This window comes from Streptomyces sp. NPDC058678, from assembly GCF_042714835.1.
Lineage (GTDB): Bacteria > Actinomycetota > Actinomycetes > Streptomycetales > Streptomycetaceae > Streptomyces.
In genome coordinates this window covers 1-16,453 of sequence record NZ_JBHXSG010000010.1, presented here as the reverse complement: position 1 = coordinate 16,453, position 16,453 = coordinate 1, and the positions used below count along the sequence as shown (strand labels likewise).

The 16,453-nt window shown below is 70.8% G+C and carries 19 protein-coding genes and 1 pseudogene; 9 read left to right on the top strand and 11 right to left on the bottom strand.

All coding sequences use genetic code 11. The annotated features are described in order from the left end of the window. Window positions 1–112 precede the first annotated feature (112 nt). From ACFWWR_RS12285 to ACFWWR_RS12270, 4 genes are all read right to left on the bottom strand, one after another. Window positions 113–1,525, bottom strand: coding sequence for an ATP-binding protein (locus tag ACFWWR_RS12285; RefSeq protein ID WP_383874835.1), 1,413 nt, complete (start codon window positions 1,523–1,525; stop codon window positions 113–115). 3 nt (window positions 1,526–1,528) lie between these two features. Further along, window positions 1,529–2,239, bottom strand: coding sequence for a response regulator transcription factor (locus tag ACFWWR_RS12280; protein ID WP_383874869.1), 711 nt, complete (start codon window positions 2,237–2,239; stop codon window positions 1,529–1,531). A gap of 129 nt (window positions 2,240–2,368) precedes the next feature. Then, window positions 2,369–2,959, bottom strand: coding sequence for an FMN reductase (locus ACFWWR_RS12275; protein WP_384303113.1), 591 nt, complete (start codon window positions 2,957–2,959; stop codon window positions 2,369–2,371). After that, entirely contained in the window at window positions 2,956–4,047 is a 1,092-nt protein-coding gene (locus ACFWWR_RS12270; RefSeq protein ID WP_384303111.1) for an LLM class flavin-dependent oxidoreductase, read from the bottom strand. Before ACFWWR_RS12270 ends, ACFWWR_RS12275 begins: the two co-directional genes overlap by 4 nt. A gap of 114 nt (window positions 4,048–4,161) precedes the next feature. Between ACFWWR_RS12270 and ACFWWR_RS12265 the strand changes: the two genes are divergently transcribed. Continuing rightward, window positions 4,162–4,965: a DUF6597 domain-containing transcriptional factor gene (locus ACFWWR_RS12265; RefSeq protein WP_384303109.1), complete on the top strand. Its 804-nt coding sequence runs from the start codon at window positions 4,162–4,164 to the stop codon at window positions 4,963–4,965. Between the two features lie 10 nt (window positions 4,966–4,975). On the opposite strand, the gene ACFWWR_RS12260 is transcribed toward ACFWWR_RS12265, so the two are convergent. After that, window positions 4,976–5,143, bottom strand: coding sequence for a hypothetical protein (locus tag ACFWWR_RS12260; RefSeq protein ID WP_383874842.1), 168 nt, complete (start codon window positions 5,141–5,143; stop codon window positions 4,976–4,978). Between the two features lie 95 nt (window positions 5,144–5,238). Between ACFWWR_RS12260 and ACFWWR_RS12255 the strand changes: the two genes are divergently transcribed. Continuing rightward, window positions 5,239–5,586 carry a DoxX family protein gene (locus ACFWWR_RS12255; RefSeq protein WP_383874844.1) on the top strand — a complete coding sequence of 116 codons (348 nt, stop codon included), beginning with the start codon at window positions 5,239–5,241 and terminating at the stop codon, window positions 5,584–5,586. Window positions 5,587–5,602: 16 nt separating this feature from the next. Here the strand turns inward: ACFWWR_RS12255 and ACFWWR_RS12250 are convergent. The 3 genes and pseudogenes from ACFWWR_RS12250 to ACFWWR_RS12240 form a co-directional block, all read right to left on the bottom strand. Continuing rightward, window positions 5,603–5,713, bottom strand: a pseudogene (locus ACFWWR_RS12250) (zinc-binding dehydrogenase); the annotation flags it as partial. Between the two features lie 83 nt (window positions 5,714–5,796). Continuing rightward, complete coding sequence (locus ACFWWR_RS12245) at window positions 5,797–6,270, bottom strand: MarR family winged helix-turn-helix transcriptional regulator (RefSeq protein WP_383874871.1); 474 nt, start codon at window positions 6,268–6,270, stop codon at window positions 5,797–5,799. A 123-nt stretch (window positions 6,271–6,393) separates the two neighbouring features. Next, on the bottom strand, window positions 6,394–6,870 hold the full coding sequence (locus ACFWWR_RS12240) for a hypothetical protein (protein WP_383874846.1): 477 nt from the start codon (window positions 6,868–6,870) through the stop codon (window positions 6,394–6,396). A 125-nt stretch (window positions 6,871–6,995) separates the two neighbouring features. Between ACFWWR_RS12240 and ACFWWR_RS12235 the strand changes: the two genes are divergently transcribed. Beyond that, a complete protein-coding gene (locus ACFWWR_RS12235) occupies window positions 6,996–7,331 on the top strand; it encodes a YnfA family protein (RefSeq protein WP_217235336.1) in 336 nt (111 codons plus the stop codon). Between the two features lie 12 nt (window positions 7,332–7,343). Here the strand turns inward: ACFWWR_RS12235 and ACFWWR_RS12230 are convergent, their stop codons facing one another. Beyond that, window positions 7,344–7,778, bottom strand: a complete 435-nt coding sequence (locus ACFWWR_RS12230) for an ester cyclase (RefSeq protein ID WP_383874848.1) — start codon at window positions 7,776–7,778, stop codon at window positions 7,344–7,346. Between the two features lie 154 nt (window positions 7,779–7,932). Here ACFWWR_RS12230 and ACFWWR_RS12225 point away from each other — a divergent pair, with 154 nt between their 5' ends. From ACFWWR_RS12225 to ACFWWR_RS12215, 3 genes are read left to right on the top strand one after another with little or no spacing between them, the layout of a single operon-like run. Further along, window positions 7,933–8,709 (top strand): SDR family NAD(P)-dependent oxidoreductase, encoded by a 777-nt coding sequence (locus ACFWWR_RS12225; RefSeq protein ID WP_383874850.1) that lies wholly within the window; start codon window positions 7,933–7,935, stop codon window positions 8,707–8,709. Beyond that, window positions 8,706–8,828 (top strand): hypothetical protein, encoded by a 123-nt coding sequence (locus ACFWWR_RS12220; RefSeq protein WP_383874852.1) that lies wholly within the window; start codon window positions 8,706–8,708, stop codon window positions 8,826–8,828. The genes ACFWWR_RS12225 and ACFWWR_RS12220 overlap by 4 nt, the downstream gene beginning before the upstream one ends. Window positions 8,829–8,866: 38 nt before the next feature. After that, window positions 8,867–10,123 (top strand): GNAT family N-acetyltransferase, encoded by a 1,257-nt coding sequence (locus tag ACFWWR_RS12215; RefSeq protein ID WP_384303107.1) that lies wholly within the window; start codon window positions 8,867–8,869, stop codon window positions 10,121–10,123. 43 nt (window positions 10,124–10,166) lie between these two features. Here the strand turns inward: ACFWWR_RS12215 and ACFWWR_RS12210 are convergent, their stop codons facing one another. Beyond that, window positions 10,167–11,360: an RtcB family protein gene (locus tag ACFWWR_RS12210; protein ID WP_384303105.1), complete on the bottom strand. Its 1,194-nt coding sequence runs from the start codon at window positions 11,358–11,360 to the stop codon at window positions 10,167–10,169. A gap of 203 nt (window positions 11,361–11,563) precedes the next feature. On the opposite strand from ACFWWR_RS12210, the gene ACFWWR_RS12205 reads away from it, so the two are divergent. Then, window positions 11,564–12,439 carry a DUF3558 domain-containing protein gene (locus tag ACFWWR_RS12205; RefSeq protein ID WP_383874858.1) on the top strand — a complete coding sequence of 292 codons (876 nt, stop codon included), beginning with the start codon at window positions 11,564–11,566 and terminating at the stop codon, window positions 12,437–12,439. Window positions 12,440–12,572: 133 nt separating this feature from the next. Next, window positions 12,573–13,451 (top strand): DUF3558 domain-containing protein, encoded by an 879-nt coding sequence (locus ACFWWR_RS12200; protein WP_384303103.1) that lies wholly within the window; start codon window positions 12,573–12,575, stop codon window positions 13,449–13,451. An 82-nt stretch (window positions 13,452–13,533) separates the two neighbouring features. Here ACFWWR_RS12200 and argG read toward each other — a convergent pair whose 3' ends face one another. Continuing rightward, window positions 13,534–14,955 (bottom strand): argininosuccinate synthase, encoded by a 1,422-nt coding sequence (argG, locus tag ACFWWR_RS12195; RefSeq protein WP_383874862.1) that lies wholly within the window; start codon window positions 14,953–14,955, stop codon window positions 13,534–13,536. Between the two features lie 111 nt (window positions 14,956–15,066). Here argG and ACFWWR_RS12190 point away from each other — a divergent pair, with 111 nt between their 5' ends. Then, window positions 15,067–16,413: a DUF2637 domain-containing protein gene (locus ACFWWR_RS12190; RefSeq protein WP_383874863.1), complete on the top strand. Its 1,347-nt coding sequence runs from the start codon at window positions 15,067–15,069 to the stop codon at window positions 16,411–16,413. The last annotated feature ends 40 nt before the right edge of the window (window positions 16,414–16,453 follow it).

The window sequence follows — 16,453 nt, the reverse complement described above, 5'->3', positions numbered from 1 at the left end:
CCGGCGACGCGACCGCCGACCCGTGCCGGACGACTCGGACACCGGCCCGGGCCGACCGTCCGCGATGCCGTCCGCACCCCCGCGCGGCCCGCGCGGATGCCCGTCTGCCACCTCAGCCCCCGCCCACCGTGAACCCGATCACCGTCCCGCCCCCCTCGCGCCGCACGGCGAAGGGTGCTCCCCCGTGCGCGAGTGCCACCTCCCGCACGATGGACAGGCCGAGGCCGGAGCCCGGCAGGGAACGTGCGTCGGCGGCGCGGTAGAAGCGGTCGAAGACGCGGACCAGGTCGGCGTCGGCGATGCCGGGCCCCCGGTCGAGGATCTCGACCCGGACGGTTCCGGGCCGGGCCGGACCGCTGACCTTGATCTCGATGGGCGCGGTGCCGTCGCGGTCGAACTTGGCCGCGTTCTCGACGAGGTTGGACAGCGCACGCTGGAGCATCCCCGGGCGGCCGTCGGTCGTCGTGTCACCGCTCGCGCGGACGACGACCTCCCGTCCGGTGCGGCGGCGGGCGAGCCCGGCGACGTCCTCGGCGATGTCGGCGAGGTCGACCCGCTGGGGCGGTTCGGTGTCGGACTGCCCGGCCGCGAGGTCGACCAACTCGTTGACCAGGTCGGTGAGTTCGCGGGCTTCCTGACCGAGATCCGCGACCAGCTCGTCCCGGGTGTCAGGGGGCAGCTCGTCGATCCTGCGCAGCAACGAGATGTTCGTACGCAGGGAGGTCAGCGGCGTACGCAGTTCGTGTCCGGCGTCCTGAACGAGCCGGCGCTGGTCCTCCTCGGACTGGGCGAGCCGCCCGAGCATGCGGTCGAAGGCGCGGCCGAGGCGGCCGACCTCGTCGTAGCCGGCGACGGGCACCTGGATGCCGAGCCGGCGGGTGCGGGCGACGTCCTCGGCCGCGGAGGTGAGGATCACCAGCCGTCGGGTGATGCGCCGGGCCAGCCACCAGCCGAACAGCCCGGCCGCGATGACGACCGCGACCATCAGGATCAGCGTCCGCTGTTGCAGGGCCCGCAGCAGGTCCTCGGTGTCGCTGAACTCCTGCGCGACCTGCACCGCGCCCCGGCCGCCGCCGAGCGCGACGGTCGCGACGCGGTAGACGTCGTTGCCGACGTCGACGTCCTTGTGCTCGACCATCGTCCCGGAAACCGCGTCGGCCGCGATCCGCCGGTCGCCGGCGACGACCGGCAGCCCCGGCCGGCCGGGGTCGACGACGGCGCCGTCCGGCCCGAGCACCTGCACGTCGGTGCGGGCGGGCCGGACGAGGTCGTGGCCCGGCTCGGAGGAGGAGAAGTCGTCGGGTGTCATCCGGTGCGTGCGCACCTCGTCCCGCAGGTCCTGCACGACCTGGTCGAACACGGACTCCTGGTCGACCCTGACCAGCCGGGCGGCGGCGCTGTAGGACAGCACGCCGACCAGCACGGTGACGGCGGCGGTCACGGCCGCGAAGGACACGGCGAAGGTGGTCCGCAGCGACAGGAGCGGTGGCCGCCGTCTCACCAGCAGCTGCCCGAGGCGGCCCACTCCTCAGTCCTCCCGCAGCACGTAACCCACACCGCGGACCGTGTGGATCAGCAGCGGCGCCCCCGGCTCGTCGAGCTTGCGGCGCAGGTAGCCGACGTACACGGCGAGGTTCTTGGAGCCCGGCCCGAAGTCGTAGCCCCAGATCCGGTCGTAGATGGTGGAGTGGTCGAGGACGATGCCCGCGTTGCGGACCAGCAGCTCCAGCAGCTCGAACTCGGTGCGGGTCAGCTCCAGCTCCCGCCCCCCGCGCCAGGCCCGCCGCGCCTGTACGTCCATGCGCAGCCCGGCCGCCTCGACCCGGCCCTCGGGAACCTCGGGCGCCTGCGGCGGCTTCGGCGCGCCGCTCAGCGCGGCGACCGGGCTGGTCCGGCGCAGCAGCGCACGCAGCCGCGCGAAGACCTCCTCGACGTCGAAGGGCTTCACGACGTAGTCGTCGGCGCCCGCGTCCAGCCCGGCGATCCGGTCCTGGGTCTCCACGAGCGCCGTCAGCATCAGGATCGGAGTCCGGTCCCCCTCGGCGCGCAGTACCCGGCAGACCTGCAGCCCGTCGATCCCGGGCATCATCACGTCCAGTACGAGGACGTCCGGCGGACTCTTGTGGGCCTGGGCCAACGCCTCGACACCATCGGCGACCGCGGTGACCCGGTACCCCTCCAGGGTCAGAGCGCGCTCCAGCGCATGACGGATGGCGCGGTCGTCTTCGGCGAGCAGCACAGTTCGGGGCACGTCCTCAGTGTGCCAAGCCCGCACAGTCGTACGGCGTGATGAACGGCTCACCGGGTGCCCTTCTTACTGCCCTCTCACCGGTAGGGGCGCAACCCGGGGCGCGCCCCTACCGTCCTCTCACCCTGCGGTCCGCAGCGCCGCCAGCCGCTCCTCGAACGGCACGACCGCGAAGTCGTCCTTGACCGGCCCGGCCGCCGACAGCCCCGCCATCAGGGCCGCCAGCTCTCCCGCCGCGCGCTCGATCCGCCCGTCCAGCCCCTGGGCACCCCAGTCCTCCGAGGCCGCGTACACCCCGGTGGGGACGACGACGGCCCGCAGGTGGGCGAAGAGCGGCCGCAGGGCGTGCTCCAGGACGAGCGAGTGCCGGGCGGTGCCGCCGGTCGCGGCGATCAGCACCGGCGTCCCCGCCAGCGCGTCCTTGTCGATCACGTCGAAGAACGACTTGAACAGCCCGCTGTACGACGCCGAGAACACCGGCGTGACGACGATCAGCCCGTCGGCCCCGGTCACCGCGTCGATCGCGGCGGACAGTTTCCGCCCGGGGAACCCGTTGGTGAAATGGTGCGCGATCTCCACGGCGAGGTCGCGCAGCTCGACGACCTGGACCTCGGCCGACAGGTCCCGGCCCACGGCCGCGGCCAGCCGGTCTCCCAGCAGCCGGGTGGAGGAGGGGACGCTCAGCCCGGCCGAGACGACGACGAGCTTCATTCGACGTTCACACCCTTCGTTGCGGTCGCGAGCAGGGACTGGTGGGTCGGCGCCTGAGGCACCCCGGCCGGACGCCTCGCGGCGAACTCCTTGCGCAGCACCGGCACGACCTCCTCGCCGAGCATGTCGAGCTGTTCGAGCACGGTCTTCAGCGGGAGCCCGGCGTGGTCGACCAGGAACAGCTGGCGCTGGTAGTCGCCGGCGTACTCGCGGAAGGCCAGGGTCTTCTCGATGACCTGCTGCGGGGAGCCGACGGTCAGCGGTGTCTGGTCGGTGAAGTCCTCCAGGGACGGCCCGTGCCCGTAGACCGGGGCGACGTCGAAGTAGGGCCGGAACTCGCGCACCGCGTCCCGCGAGTTGCGCCGCATGAAGACGTGGCCGCCCAGGCCGACGATCGCCTGCTCGGGGGTGCCGTGCCCGTAGTGGGCGTAACGGCTCCGGTAGAGCTCGACCATCCGCTTGGTGTGGTCGGCCGGCCAGAAGATGTTGTTGTGGAAGAACCCGTCGCCGTAGTAGGCGGCCTGCTCGGCGATCTCGGGCGAGCGGATCGACCCGTGCCAGACGAACGGCGGTACGCCGTCCAGCGGGCGGGGCGTGGAGGTGAAGCCCTGGAGCGGGGTGCGGAACTTCCCGTCCCAGTTCACGACGTCCTCGCGCCACAGCCGGTGCAGGAGGGCGTAGTTCTCGATGGCGAGGTTGATGCCCTCCCGGATGTCCTGGCCGAACCAGGGATAGACCGGGCCGGTGTTGCCGCGCCCCATCATCAGGTCCACCCGGCCGTCCGCGAGGTGCTGGAGCATCGCGAAGTCCTCGGCGATCTTCACCGGGTCATTGGTGGTGATGAGGGTGGTGGCGGTGGAGAGGATCAGCTTCTCCGTCCGCGCGGCGACGTACCCGAGCATGGTCGTCGGGGACGACGGCACGAACGGCGGGTTGTGGTGCTCGCCGGTGGCGAACACGTCGAGCCCGACCTCCTCGGCCTTCAGCGCGATGGCGACCATGGCCTTGATGCGCTCGCGCTCGCTCGGCGTACGGCCCGTGGTCGGGTCCGGCGTGACGTCGCCGACGCTGAAGATCCCGAACTGCATGGTCGCTCAACCTCCAAAGTTGTTGACCGTTGAACTATATCCTGAGAACGGTCGCCCTCTCCGCCGTATTCCGGCTGACCGACGACTGTCAGTGCCCCGTCCTACGATCGGTTCATGGCCCCCGTACGCCGTGACACCCGAGGCATCGTCGACGCCGCGGAGCTCTTCACGCACGTGGACTTCCGCCGCGTCGAGCCCGCCGAGCCGCTGCGCCGGTTCGTCGAGCAGTACTGGCTGATCGACTGGAACCTCTCCGAGCCGTACGTCTCCCATGTGGTCCCGCATCCGGCGGTCAACATCGTCTTCCAGCAGTTCGCGGACCAGGAGCCCTTCGTCGAGGTCGCGGGCATCCAGCTGGGCCTCTTCGCGCAGAAGCTGGAAGGCCGGGGCCGGGTGTGCGGCATAAAGTTCCGGCCGGGCGGCTTCCGCCCCTTCGCACCCGAGTACCCCGTCACCGACTGGACGGGGCACCGGATCCGCTCCCCCGAGGTCTTCCCGGACGCGGACCCCGCGGCGATCCTCACCCCGGCCGAGGAGAAGGCCCGGGTCGCCGCCCTCGACACCTTCCTCCTCGGCCTGGACCCGCGGCCCGACCCCCAGGCCGAGCTCGCCACGGCCCTGGTCGACCGCATCCACACCGACCGCACGATCCGCCGCGTCGCCGACTTCGCCCGCGCCGAGGGCATGTCCGTACGACTGCTGCAGCGCCTGTTCGCCGCCTACGTCGGCGTCGGCCCCAAGTGGGTCATCCTCCGCTACCGCATCCACGAGGCGCTGGAGCGGGCGGAGACGGACAAGGCGGTGGACTGGGCGGCCCTCGCCGCCGACCTCGGCTACGCCGACCAGGCCCACCTGGTGCGCGACTTCGCGGCCACGGTGGGCGTACCTCCGACGGCGTACGCCCAAGCCGTGCACTGACCTTGTGACCTCACATGCCCGTGACGGCTCCGGCCATCACCCGGGCGCCACTCGGCCCCGCGACCAGATCGGCCAGGCGTTCGACCTGTTCGAGCCGGTGATGGGCCTGTCCGCCCTCGGCGGCCCGATCCTCGCCGGATCCCTCGCGGACGCCGACACCGCGGGCCTCGGCCGACACCGCACGTTCCTGAAGTCGGCCGCCCTGTCACACTTCCGCCCCGCTCCCCGTCAACCCGGTGAACGCACCGCAGCCCGACCGATGAGGAGCACGCCATGTCCGTCGCCCACACCGTCGTCACCCTGCTCGCCGCCGCCATGGCGGGCTACTCCGGGGTCGTCGTCCTCACCCGGGCCGAGTGGATCACCAAGGCGCTGACCGACTACGAGGTGCCGAGCTCGTGGTGGCCCCGGCTCGGGGCGGCGAAGGTCGCCGGGGCCATGGGTCTGCTGGTCGGCCTGTTCGTGCCGGTCATCGGGATCGCGGCCGGGATCGGCCTGGTGCTGTACTTCACCGGGGCGGTCGTCACCGTGGCGCGGGCGCGGTGGTACGCGCACATCCCGTTCCCGCTGGTGTACGCCGCCCCGGTGGTCGCCGCGACGACCCTGGGCATCCTGACCTGACCCGGCCGGCCTCCGCTCAGGGGACGAGCACCAGCCGTCCCCGCACCCCGCCCTCCGCGAGCCGGGCGTGCGCCTTCGGGGCCTCGTCCAGGGCGTACGTCTCGGCCACCCGGAGGGTCAGCACCCCCTACCGATGCCGTACGGGTCCTCGACCTCGACCCCGGCCGCACCACGGCCCTCGACCCGGGCGGCCCCAGTCGCCGAAGACGTTCAGACCTCGCCCGCCCGCAGCCGCGCCACCTGCGCCGCGCTGAACTCCGTCGTACGCCTCATGTGGTCGACGAGCAGCCCGAGTTCGGAGTCGTCGAGGTCGTCGAAGAGGGCCGACCAGCCGCCTCCCAGCCGCTCCCACACCCGCCCGAACTCGGCGATCCGCTCCGGCACGGTCGCCACCAGCACCCGCCGCCGGTCGGCCGCGTCCCGTCCCCTTACGACGTACCCCGACCGCTCCAGCCGGTCCACCAGCCGCGTCGCCGACCCGGTCGTCAGCCCGGTCAGCTCGGCGACGCGGCCGGTCGTGACCGGCCCGCCCTCCAGCGTGAGCAGGTTCAGACACTGCAGGTCGGTGGGGTGCAGGCCGAGGTGGTCGGCGACCGCCTGGTTGAACAGGGCGTACGACGCCATGTAGCGGCGGGAGACGGTGGACAGCTCCGCCATCAGCCGCGCACGCGCCTCGCCCGCCATCGCCCCGCCGGCCATCCCGTCCACCTCTCCTCCGCGCCGCGCAGAGATCGTACGACCCGGCCGCCGGGACGGATGCGGCGCCGGCGCCTGTGCGGAGCAGCGCCGATGCCTGTCCAGAACCGATCAGAAGTAGTACTCGTCCCCCGTGTCCAGGACCAGCACCCGCCGCCGGTCGTTGTCCCGGTTGCGGTCCACCGCCCCGCCGCTCCACACCGTGTCGATCTCCACCAGCACCTCCGACGGCGCCCCCCGCAGCCAGACCCCCAGCTCGACCCGCTTACCCAGCCCGTCCGCGGCCAGCGCCCCCAGTCGGCACAGCACCACCCGCCGCCCCGACCGCGCACACCCGTCCGGCAGCATCTGCCGGACCGCCAACGGCTGGGACCAGCGCAGCCGCACCGTCGCGTCCGGCACGGCGGACGGCCCGTGATTGCGCGGCGTGAACCGCACGTCGACCAGCCCGGAGGCCATGGTCGCGGACCCGTGATAGGCGAGATCGGCCTCGGGACGCTCCGCGGCCGAGGCGACCGGAGCCACCGCGCCCACCGCCACCACGACGGCGCCCCACACCGCAAGACCCCGCAGAACCCGCTCCCGCATGCCACCACTCCTCAGTCGGCAGTCAGCCGTGGTCGTACGGGATGTATCCCACCTGCGAGGGCACCACAGGCGCAGCCCATCAGGTGACGCGTGGCCCCCCGCACACGCATGGCAGGCTGCCCCGCATGCTCGTCCTCCGCTCCGCCGCCCTCTTCGTCGTCGCCGCCCTCTTCGAGATCGGCGGCGCCTGGCTGGTCTGGCAGGGCGTGCGCGAACACCGCGGGTGGCTGTGGATCGGCGCGGGCGTCCTGGCCCTCGGCGCCTACGGCTTCGTCGCCACGCTCCAGCCGGACGCCGACTTCGGCCGCATCCTCGCCGCGTACGGCGGTGTCTTCGTCGCCGGTTCCCTGGCCTGGGGCATGGCCGCGGACGGCTACCGCCCGGACCGCTGGGACGTCACGGGCGCGCTGATCTGCCTCGCGGGCATGGCGGTGATCATGTACGCACCGCGGGGCAACTGACCGGACGAACCGTCAGGACGGCTCGTCGGGCAGCAGACCGAGCTGCCCCAGGAAGTCCATCTCGTCGAAGTAGAGCCGGTAGTCGACGATCCGGCCGTCCGCCACGGTGGCGATGTCCACCCCGCGGATCCTGATCTCCTTCTGGGTCGGAGGAAGCGTCTCCCCGTTGGGCAGCTGCAGCGGCCCGGTGTTCCTCCCGCTGAAGAAGCCCTCGTCGATGGCCGTGTCGCCGACCTCGTACGAGTGCAGCGTCTCGTAGGTGGCCTCGGGGACCGCCTCCGTCATCTGCCGCCAGTACTCGACGATCTGGTCGCGCCCGCGGATCTCCCCCTCGTCGGGGGTGAAGGCGACCGCGTCGTCGGCATACAGCTCACCTATGACCTTGATGTCCGGGTGCGCGGTCAGCGCGTCCGTGAGCCGGTCCATGACCTCACGTGCCTGTCCCATTGATCCACCTCCGGTGAAATCAAAGGATCACCCACCTCATTCTCCCACCGCGCCCCCATCCGAGCAGACCGGAGGACGAGACGCCCGACCGTCCGGCCACCGGGCCTGCCTATCCTGGCCGAACAGCTTTCTGACCACGTCCGAGGAGCAGCCCATGGCCACCGCCGCACCGTCCGCCGCCTCCCGCATCGCCGTCGTCACCGGTGCGAGCAGCGGAATCGGCGCCGCCACGGCACGCCGGCTCGCCGAGGCCGGCTACCGCGTCGTCCTGACCGCCCGCCGCAAGGACCGCATCGAGGCACTGGCGGAGGAGATCAACGCGGCCGGCCACCAGGCGACCGCGTACGCCCTCGACGTCACCGACCGCGCCGCGGTGGACGAGTTCGCCACCGCGTTCCCCTCGATCGGCGTGCTGGTCAACAACGCGGGCGGAGCCCTCGGCGCCGACCCCGTGGCCACCGGCGACCCGGCCGACTGGCGCTCGATGTACGAGACGAACGTCATCGGCACCCTCAACCTCACCCAGGCCCTGCTCCCCAAGCTCGACGCGAGCGGCGACGGCACCGTCGTCGTCGTCTCCTCGACCGCCGGCCACGGCACCTACGAGGGCGGCGCGGGCTACGTGGCCGCCAAGCACGGCGCCCACGTCCTCGCCGAGACCCTCCGCCTGGAGATCGTCGGCCGCCCGATCCGCGTCATCGAGATCGCCCCCGGCATGGTCAAGACGGACGAGTTCGCCCTCACCCGCTTCGCCGGCGACAAGGAGAAGGCGGAGAAGGTCTACCAGGGCGTGGCAGAGCCCCTCACCGCCGACGACGTGGCCGACACCATCGCCTGGACGGTCACCCGCCCCAGCCACGTCAACATCGACCTCCTGATCGTCCGCCCCCGCGCCCAGGCGTCGAACACGAAGGTCCACCGGGAGTCGTGACGGCGGACAAGGAGCCCCACGACGAACGCCAGATGTGGTGGTGGCTCGCCTACTTCCTCTTCGGCATCCACATCGTCGCCTTCGTGATGATCTACGCGATGACGCACGCGCCGAAATAGGAAGCACCCGGCCCGGCGGAGACATAGGGTCCCGGTCCGTGGACAGACACCTACCGTTCTCCCGGCTGCACAACTTCCGCGACCTGGGCGGCTACCCGACCCCGGACGGACTCCGCGTCCGTCCGGGCCGCCTCTACCGCGCCGACTCCCTCGGCAAGCTGAACACCGGCACCCCCGACTGGGACCGCTTCCTGTCCCTCGGCATCGGCACGGTCATCGACCTCCGCCACCCCTGGGAGGCCGACGCCACGGGCCGTGTCCCGTCGCACCCCTCCTTCACGTACCACAACCTCAGCATCGAGCACCGCCCCTACGACCAGGCGGTCCAGGGCCCCGGCGTGGACCCCGGCCCGTACCTGGTGGAGCGCTACCTGGAGGTGGCGGAGGACGGCACGAAGGAGATCCGCAGAGCCCTGGAGCTCATAGCGGAGGCGGACGCCCCCGTGGTCTTCCACTGCGCCTCGGGCAAGGACCGCACGGGCCAGCTGGCGGCCCTGGTCCTGGCCCTCCTCGGCGTCCCGGACACGACCGTCACGGAGGACTTCAGCCTCACGGAACTGGCGACACCGGCCCTGCTGGCCGACTGGAAGGCACGCCACGACGGCCGCACCCCGGCCTGGCCGGGCTTCGGCCGGGCCCCGGCGTCGGTGATGCGCCTGTTCCTCGCCGCGATGAAGTCCCGCTACGGCTCGATCGAGGCGTACGTCACCCAGGCCCTGGGCATGGACGCCCGAGCCCTCTCGGAGACCCTCCGCACGGCCCTCCTCGAACCGGCCCCCACCACCCACCCGACCCTGACCCACCGCAAGGCCACCCCGGCCGACGCGAAGCTCCTGGTCCGCCTCCGCGACACCTCGGCCCTGTGGCAACTCGCCCGCGGCATCTCCCAATGGCAGCCGGGCGAAAAGGACGAGACCCACTTCCGCACCCGCATGCAAGAGGGCGAGGTCTGGCTCGCGTACGCGAACGAAACCCCGGTCGGCGCCTGGGAACTCTGGTGGACCGACCCGGCCGCCTGGGGCCCCCGCCCACCCGACGCCGGCTACATCCACCGCCTGATGACCACCCCGCACACGTCCCCACCCGGCACGGGCCGCCACATGCTGGCAGAGGCGGAATCCCGCATCACGGCAACAGGCCGCCGGTACGCCCGCCTCGACTGCCTCGCCTCCAACCCCCAACTCCGCGCGTACTACGAGTCGGCCGGCTACACGGTCGTGGGCGAACAGCGCGAAAAGGAGGGCGGGTCGGGCAGCCCGTACGCGGTGACGTTGCTGGAGAAGCGGCTGCGGTGACGCGATGAGGGCCCGAGTCGCCTTGGGCCCTCTCACCTGACCGTCATCCCTTCACGCAAATGACCTGCTTCAGTTTCGCCACGACCTCGACCAGGTCCCGCTGCTGTTCCATCACCTGGTCGATGTTCTTGTAAGCGCCCGGAATCTCATCGAGCACGCCAGAGTCCTTACGGCATTCCACTCCCCGCGTCTGCTCCTCCAGGTCCCGTACCGTGAAGCGCCGCTTCGCCGCATTCCGGCTCATGCGCCGACCCGCCCCGTGCGAGGCCGAGTTGAAGGCCTTCTCGTTACCGAGTCCCTTCACGATGTACGAGCTGGTGCCCATCGAGCCCGGGATGATCCCGTACTCGCCGGAACCCGCCCGGATCGCTCCCTTGCGGGTGACCAGCAGTTCCATACCCTCGTAGCGTTCCTCGGCCACGTAGTTGTGGTGACAGCTGACCTCCGTCTCAAAGGTCGGCTTCGCCTTCTTGAATTCCTTCCGGATCACATCCTTCAGGAGCCCCATCATGATCGCGCGGTTGTACTTGGCGTACTCCTGCGCCCAATACAGGTCGTGCCGGTACGCCGCCATCTGCGGAGTGTCAGCGACGAAGACGGCGAGGTCGCGGTCGACCAAACCCTGATTGTGCGGGAGCTTCTGAGCGACGCCGATGTGGTACTCGGCCAGCTCCTTGCCGATGTTCCGGGACCCGGAGTGCAGCATGAGCCAGATCGAATTCGACTGATCAATACAAACTTCAATCATGTGGTTGCCTCCGCCGAGCGTCCCCATCTGCAGGGCAGCCCGCTCCGCGCGGAACTTCACCGCCTCCGCGACCCCGTCGAACCGCCCCCAGAAGTCGTCCCACCCCGCGGTGGCCAGACCGTGGAAACGCCCCGGCTCAACGGCGGAGTCGTGCATCCCCCGCCCCACCGGAATGGCCTGCTCGATCTTCGACCGAAGTCGCGACAGATCCCCGGGCAGGTCATTCTCGGTGAGGGACGTCTTGACGGCAGACATCCCGCACCCGATGTCCACCCCCACCGCCGCGGGACACACAGCCCCCCGCATCGCGATGACCGACCCGACCGTCGCACCCTTCCCGTAATGCACATCGGGCATGACGGCCAGGCCCTTGATCCACGGCAGCGTCGCCACGTTCCGCAACTGCTGCAGCGCGCCTTCCTCGACCGTCGCCGGGTCGGCCCACATACGGATGGGAACCTTCGCGCCCGGCATCTCCACGTACGACATATCGCCCTCATTCCCCCGACATCACAATAGAAGTCTCACAACGCAAAAGCGGCGCCTAGGTCGACGTAAAGGACAACGGACCGGCGTCCACGGCCATGCGTGCGATACACATTGTCTGCAGGGCACGCCCCCGTGCGGCAAGCCATTAACCAGCGGGGACACTGAAGAACCCGGCACCGAGTTCCGTCGAGAGGAGCCTGACCGTGCAGCGGAAGGCGTACGTACCCGGCGTCGCCGCGCTCCTCGCGGCCCTGCTGGCCGGCTGCACCGGCAGCTCGGGAGACACCGGTACGACGGACGACGCGAACCCCGGCGACGCCGGCACGGCATCCGCCGTGGCCGAGCCCGGCAAGTACAGCGTCCTCCCGGAACCCTGCGGCGCGGTCAGCCAGGGCACCCTCGACTCGCTCCTGCCCGGCATCAAGCAGCTCACCGACGAGGAGCAGCGGGAGAGCGCGTACGCGGGCGAGGCCACGCCCACCTACGACACCGACCGCAAGGTCGGCTGCCGTTGGAAGGTGGAGTCGCCGGACGCCACCGACCATCTGCTCGTCGACTTCGAGCGAGTGGTCTCGTACGACACCTCGGTGAGCGACGACACCCAGGCCCAGCAGGTCTTCGCGACGAAGGAGGAGGCGGCCGACCTCCCCGTGGCGGCGAGCACCAGCGCCACGTCGGACGTCGACACAGGCGACACGGGCGACACCGGCGACACCGGCAGCACCGGCGACACGAGCACCACCGCGCCGACCGACGCCGCCTCGGCGTCCTCCCCCCCCTCGTCCGCCCCCTCCTCCTCGGGCTCGCCCTCCTCCACGGTCTCCGCCACCCCGAGCGACCTCCAGCCGCGTCTGCTCGACGATCTCGGCGACGAGGCGTTCCTGGACGACGCGTTGAGCAGTTCCGGTTCAACGGCCCAGCAGCGCACGGTGACTGTGGCGTTCCGCACGTCGAACGTGATCGTGACGATCGAGTACGTGGAGCAGCCGGCGACGATCGGCGTGGCACCGGACAGCAAGGAAATGCAGGACAAGGCCAGTAAACTGGCCGTTCAGCTGGCGGACTCACTGGCCGGCTAGCGGCCCTTCACAGCCCCCTCACGCCCGCGCACAAAGCGGCCGAAGCGAGACCGCACAACTCCCTCACCGCGTACCGTGGCCCCTCGGACCAGATCCGACGGCAGGAACCACAAGCGTCATGAGTGAAGGAACCATGCAGCGACCAGCACAGGCAGAGCAGCGTGACGAGCGAGACCAGCGGGCGAAGCGCCTCCACCGCGTACTTGTCAGCGCGGCCGCAGTCCCCGTGATGCTGATCGCCGCCGGCTGCTCCTCGGACTCCGGATCCGACGACACCGGCGGCAAGAGCGCGGACATCGCCGCGTCGGCTTCCGCGAGCCCTTCGCCGACGGTGCAGGCGGCGACGTACAAGTCGCTTCCGGAGCCGTGTGCGGTGTTCGAGAAGAAGACGTTGGGCGAACTGGTGCCGAAGGCGCCGAAGTCGGGCAAGCAGGGCACCTCGGACGACACGTCGGCGCGTGCCAGCTGCTCCTGGAGCAGCCTCGACAACAACGGCGTGAAGGGCTCCCAGTTCCGCTGGCTGAACGTCTCTTTGCTCCGCTTCGAGTCGGACGTCTCACGTGGCGCGGGTGACGAGCAGGCGCAGACGTACTACGAGAAGCAGGTCCAGGACGCCCAGGCGGTGGACGGTGCGAAGAGCGTCAAGTCGCAACCGGTGAGCGGGACGGGTGACGCGGCGACGACGGTGACGTACGACCTGAAGAAGAAGGAGGGCTCCTTCAGGCAGCAGACGGTCGTCACGCGCGCCGAGAACGTCGTCATCACGGTCGACTACAACGGCGCGGGCCTCGCCGGTGAGAAGACCCCGAGCGCGGCCACCCTGACGAAGCTCGCCCAGAAGGCCGCCAAGGAGGCGGTGGCGGCGGTGTCGTCGGCGAACGGCGAGGGCGGCACGGGGTCCGGCACGGGGGGCTCGGGCAAGACGAGCCCCTCGCCGTCCGCGTCGGCGTCGAAGTCGGCGTCTCCGTCCGCGTCGGCGTCTCCGTCCAAGTCGGCCGCGAAGAAGAGCTGACGGGCCTCACCGGCTCGACGCCCCCGCTCCGGGGCGTCGCCGTGGCCGGTGTGCCGCGCCCGGGTCGGGCACGGACCGCAGGTCAGTCCGTACCCGACTCGATCGCCGCCTGGTCGAGCGCGTCGGAGTCCACCGGCACGGCACCTTCGTAGCTGCCCGCCGCGATGGCGTCCGCGCCGCCCGGAGGCAGCTCGCCGATGAGCCCGCCCCAGGCCGCGAGCTGGCCCTGCGCCGCGTACTGCTCGAGCTTGCTGCGCGAGTCGGCGATGTCGAGGTTGCGCATGGTCAGCTGGCCGATGCGGTCGTCCGGGGCGAACGCCGGGTCGTGGCTGCGCTCCATCGACAGCTTCTCGGGGTGGTAGCTGAGGTAGGGGCCCTGGGTGTCGAGGAGCGAGTAGTCCTGGCCGCGGCGCAGCCGCACCGTGACGCTGCCGGTGACGGGGTTGCCGACCCAGCGCTGCAGGCTCTCGCGGAGCATGAGCGCCTGCGGGTCGAACCATCGGCCCTCGTAGAGCAGCCGCCCGAGCCGACGCCCCTCGCCGTGGTACATGGCGATGGTGTCCTCGTTGTGGATGGCGTTGAGCAGCCGCTCGTAGGCCAGGTGCAGCAGGGCCATGCCGGGGGCCTCGTAGATGCCGCGGCTCTTGGCCTCGATGATGCGGTTCTCGATCTGGTCCGACATGCCGAGGCCGTGCCGGCCGCCGATGAGGTTGGCCTCCTGCACCAGCTCGACGGCGGTGGGGAAGGCGCGGCCGTTGATCCGTACGGGGCGGCCGTTCTCGAACTCGACGGTGACGTCCTCGGCCGGGATGTCGATCTCGGGGTCCCAGAACGGGACGCCCATGATCGGGGACACGATCTCGAGCGAGGTGTCGAGGTGCTCCAGGCGCTTGGCCTCGTGCGTGGCGCCCCAGATGTTGGCGTCGGTGGAGTACGCCTTCTCTGCGGAGTCCCGGTAGGGCAGGTCGCGCTGCGTCAGCCAGGCTGACATCTCGTGCCGGCCGCCGAGCTCGGCGACGAAGGCCTGGTCGAGCCACGGCTTGTAGATCCGCAGGCTGGGGTTGGCGAGCAGGCCGTAGCGGTAGAACCGCTCGATGTCGTTGCCCTTGTAGGTGGACCCGTCGCCCCAGATGGAGACGTCGTCCTCGCGCATCGCGCGGACCAGCAGGGTGCCGGTGACCGCGCGGCCGAGGGGGGTCGTGTTGAAGTACGTCTGCCCGGCCGACCGAATGTGGAAGGCACCGCACGCGAGGGCGGCCAGGCCTTCCTCGACGAGGGGCTCACGGCAGTCGACGAGCCGGGCCTGTTCGGCCCCGTAGGTGCGCCCACGCTCGGGCACATCGGCCAGATCCGGTTCGTCGTACTGCCCGATGTCGGCTGTATAGGCATAAGGGATGGCGCCACGCTCACGCATCCACGCCACGGCAACGGAGGTGTCCAAACCGCCGGAGAACGCGATTCCGATCCGCTCTCCGATTGGAAGTTTATTCAGTACCTTCGACATGTATGCATCCTAGACCCGAAGGAGAGCGGCCGATTCCTACCGGCCACGCGTACGAAGCACATCTGTGCCACCCTGTTGCGCGCAACAACACGCATCGGGAGGGGAGTACGGGTGGCCGCGCCACTGCAGCTGACACGGATGCACCGGATTCTGATCGGCGTGGTCGTCGCCGGTGCGGTCGTCATCGCCGGAATCGGCTTCGCCGGCTCGTACGCCGCCGTCCGTGAACTCGCTCTCCAGAAGGGCTTCGGGAACTTCAGTTACGTGTTCCCGATCGGCATCGACGCAGGCATCTGCGTCCTGCTCTCCCTCGACCTGCTCCTGACCTGGGTCCGGATCCCGTTCCCCCTGCTGCGCCAGACGGCGTGGCTGCTGACGGCGGCGACGATCGCCTTCAACGGCGCGGCGGCCTGGCCTGACCCGCTGGCCGTGGGCATGCACGGGGTGATCCCGATCCTGTTCGTGGTCTGCGTCGAGGCGGCCCGGCACGCGATCGGCCGCATGGCCGACATCACGGCCGACAAGCACATGGAGGGAGTCCGCCTCACCCGCTGGATCCTGTCCCCCGTCCCCACGTTCCTCCTGTGGCGGCGGATGAAGCTGTGGGAGCTCCGCTCCTACGAGCAGGTCATCAAGCTCGAGCAGGAACGTCTCGTCTACCAGGCGCGCCTACGCTCCCGCTTCGGCCGTTCCTGGCGCCGCAAGGCCCCGGTGGAGTCCCTGATGCCGCTGCGGCTGGCGAAGTACGGCGTCCCGCTGGCCAGGACGGCCCCGGCGGGCCTGGCAGCGGCGGGCATCGAACCCGCCCTGCTGCCCCCTGCACCGGTGGAGGCGCAGACCGCACCCACGGCGGAGGCGCCCGCCCTGGCCCCGGCCCCCGCGGCACAGCAGGAGCAATCGCAGGAGCAACCGCAGCAGCAACCGCCGTCGCAGCCCCAGCCCCAGCCCCAGCAGTCGGCGCAACAGCAGGCGCAACAGCAGGCAGAGCCGCTCGGCCAGCCCCTCGACGACAACCAGAACCCCTGGTTCCAGTCGCCGCACGAGACCGCGTACCAGGGCGGCTACGACCCGACGTACGACCCGTCGGAGCAGTACGCCGAGTGGTACGCGCAGGAGCAGCACGCCGAGCAGTACCAGGACCAGTACCAGGAGGAGCCCCCGGTCCAGGAGCCCTCCCCGGAGGAGACGGGTTCCTTCCCCATCCCGGTGGGCCCGGGCCGCAGCCGCGAGCTGGGCGAGGGCGGCGGCACCCCGATCGTCGAGCCGGACGAGGAGTCGTACTACCAGATATTCAAGCAGTCGTCGATGAGCGGCAGCGGTTACCCGACGCCGAGCCAGTTCAGCTACGACGTGGAAGCGACCTACGGCTCCCCCATCCCGGACGCCGAGGCCAAGCGCATGGTCATGCGCTTCCAGAACCGTCACGCGGCGGAACTGGAGGAGGACCACATCGCCTGACCCACCCGTGTACGACGGAGGGGGCGCCCGGTGCTGACAC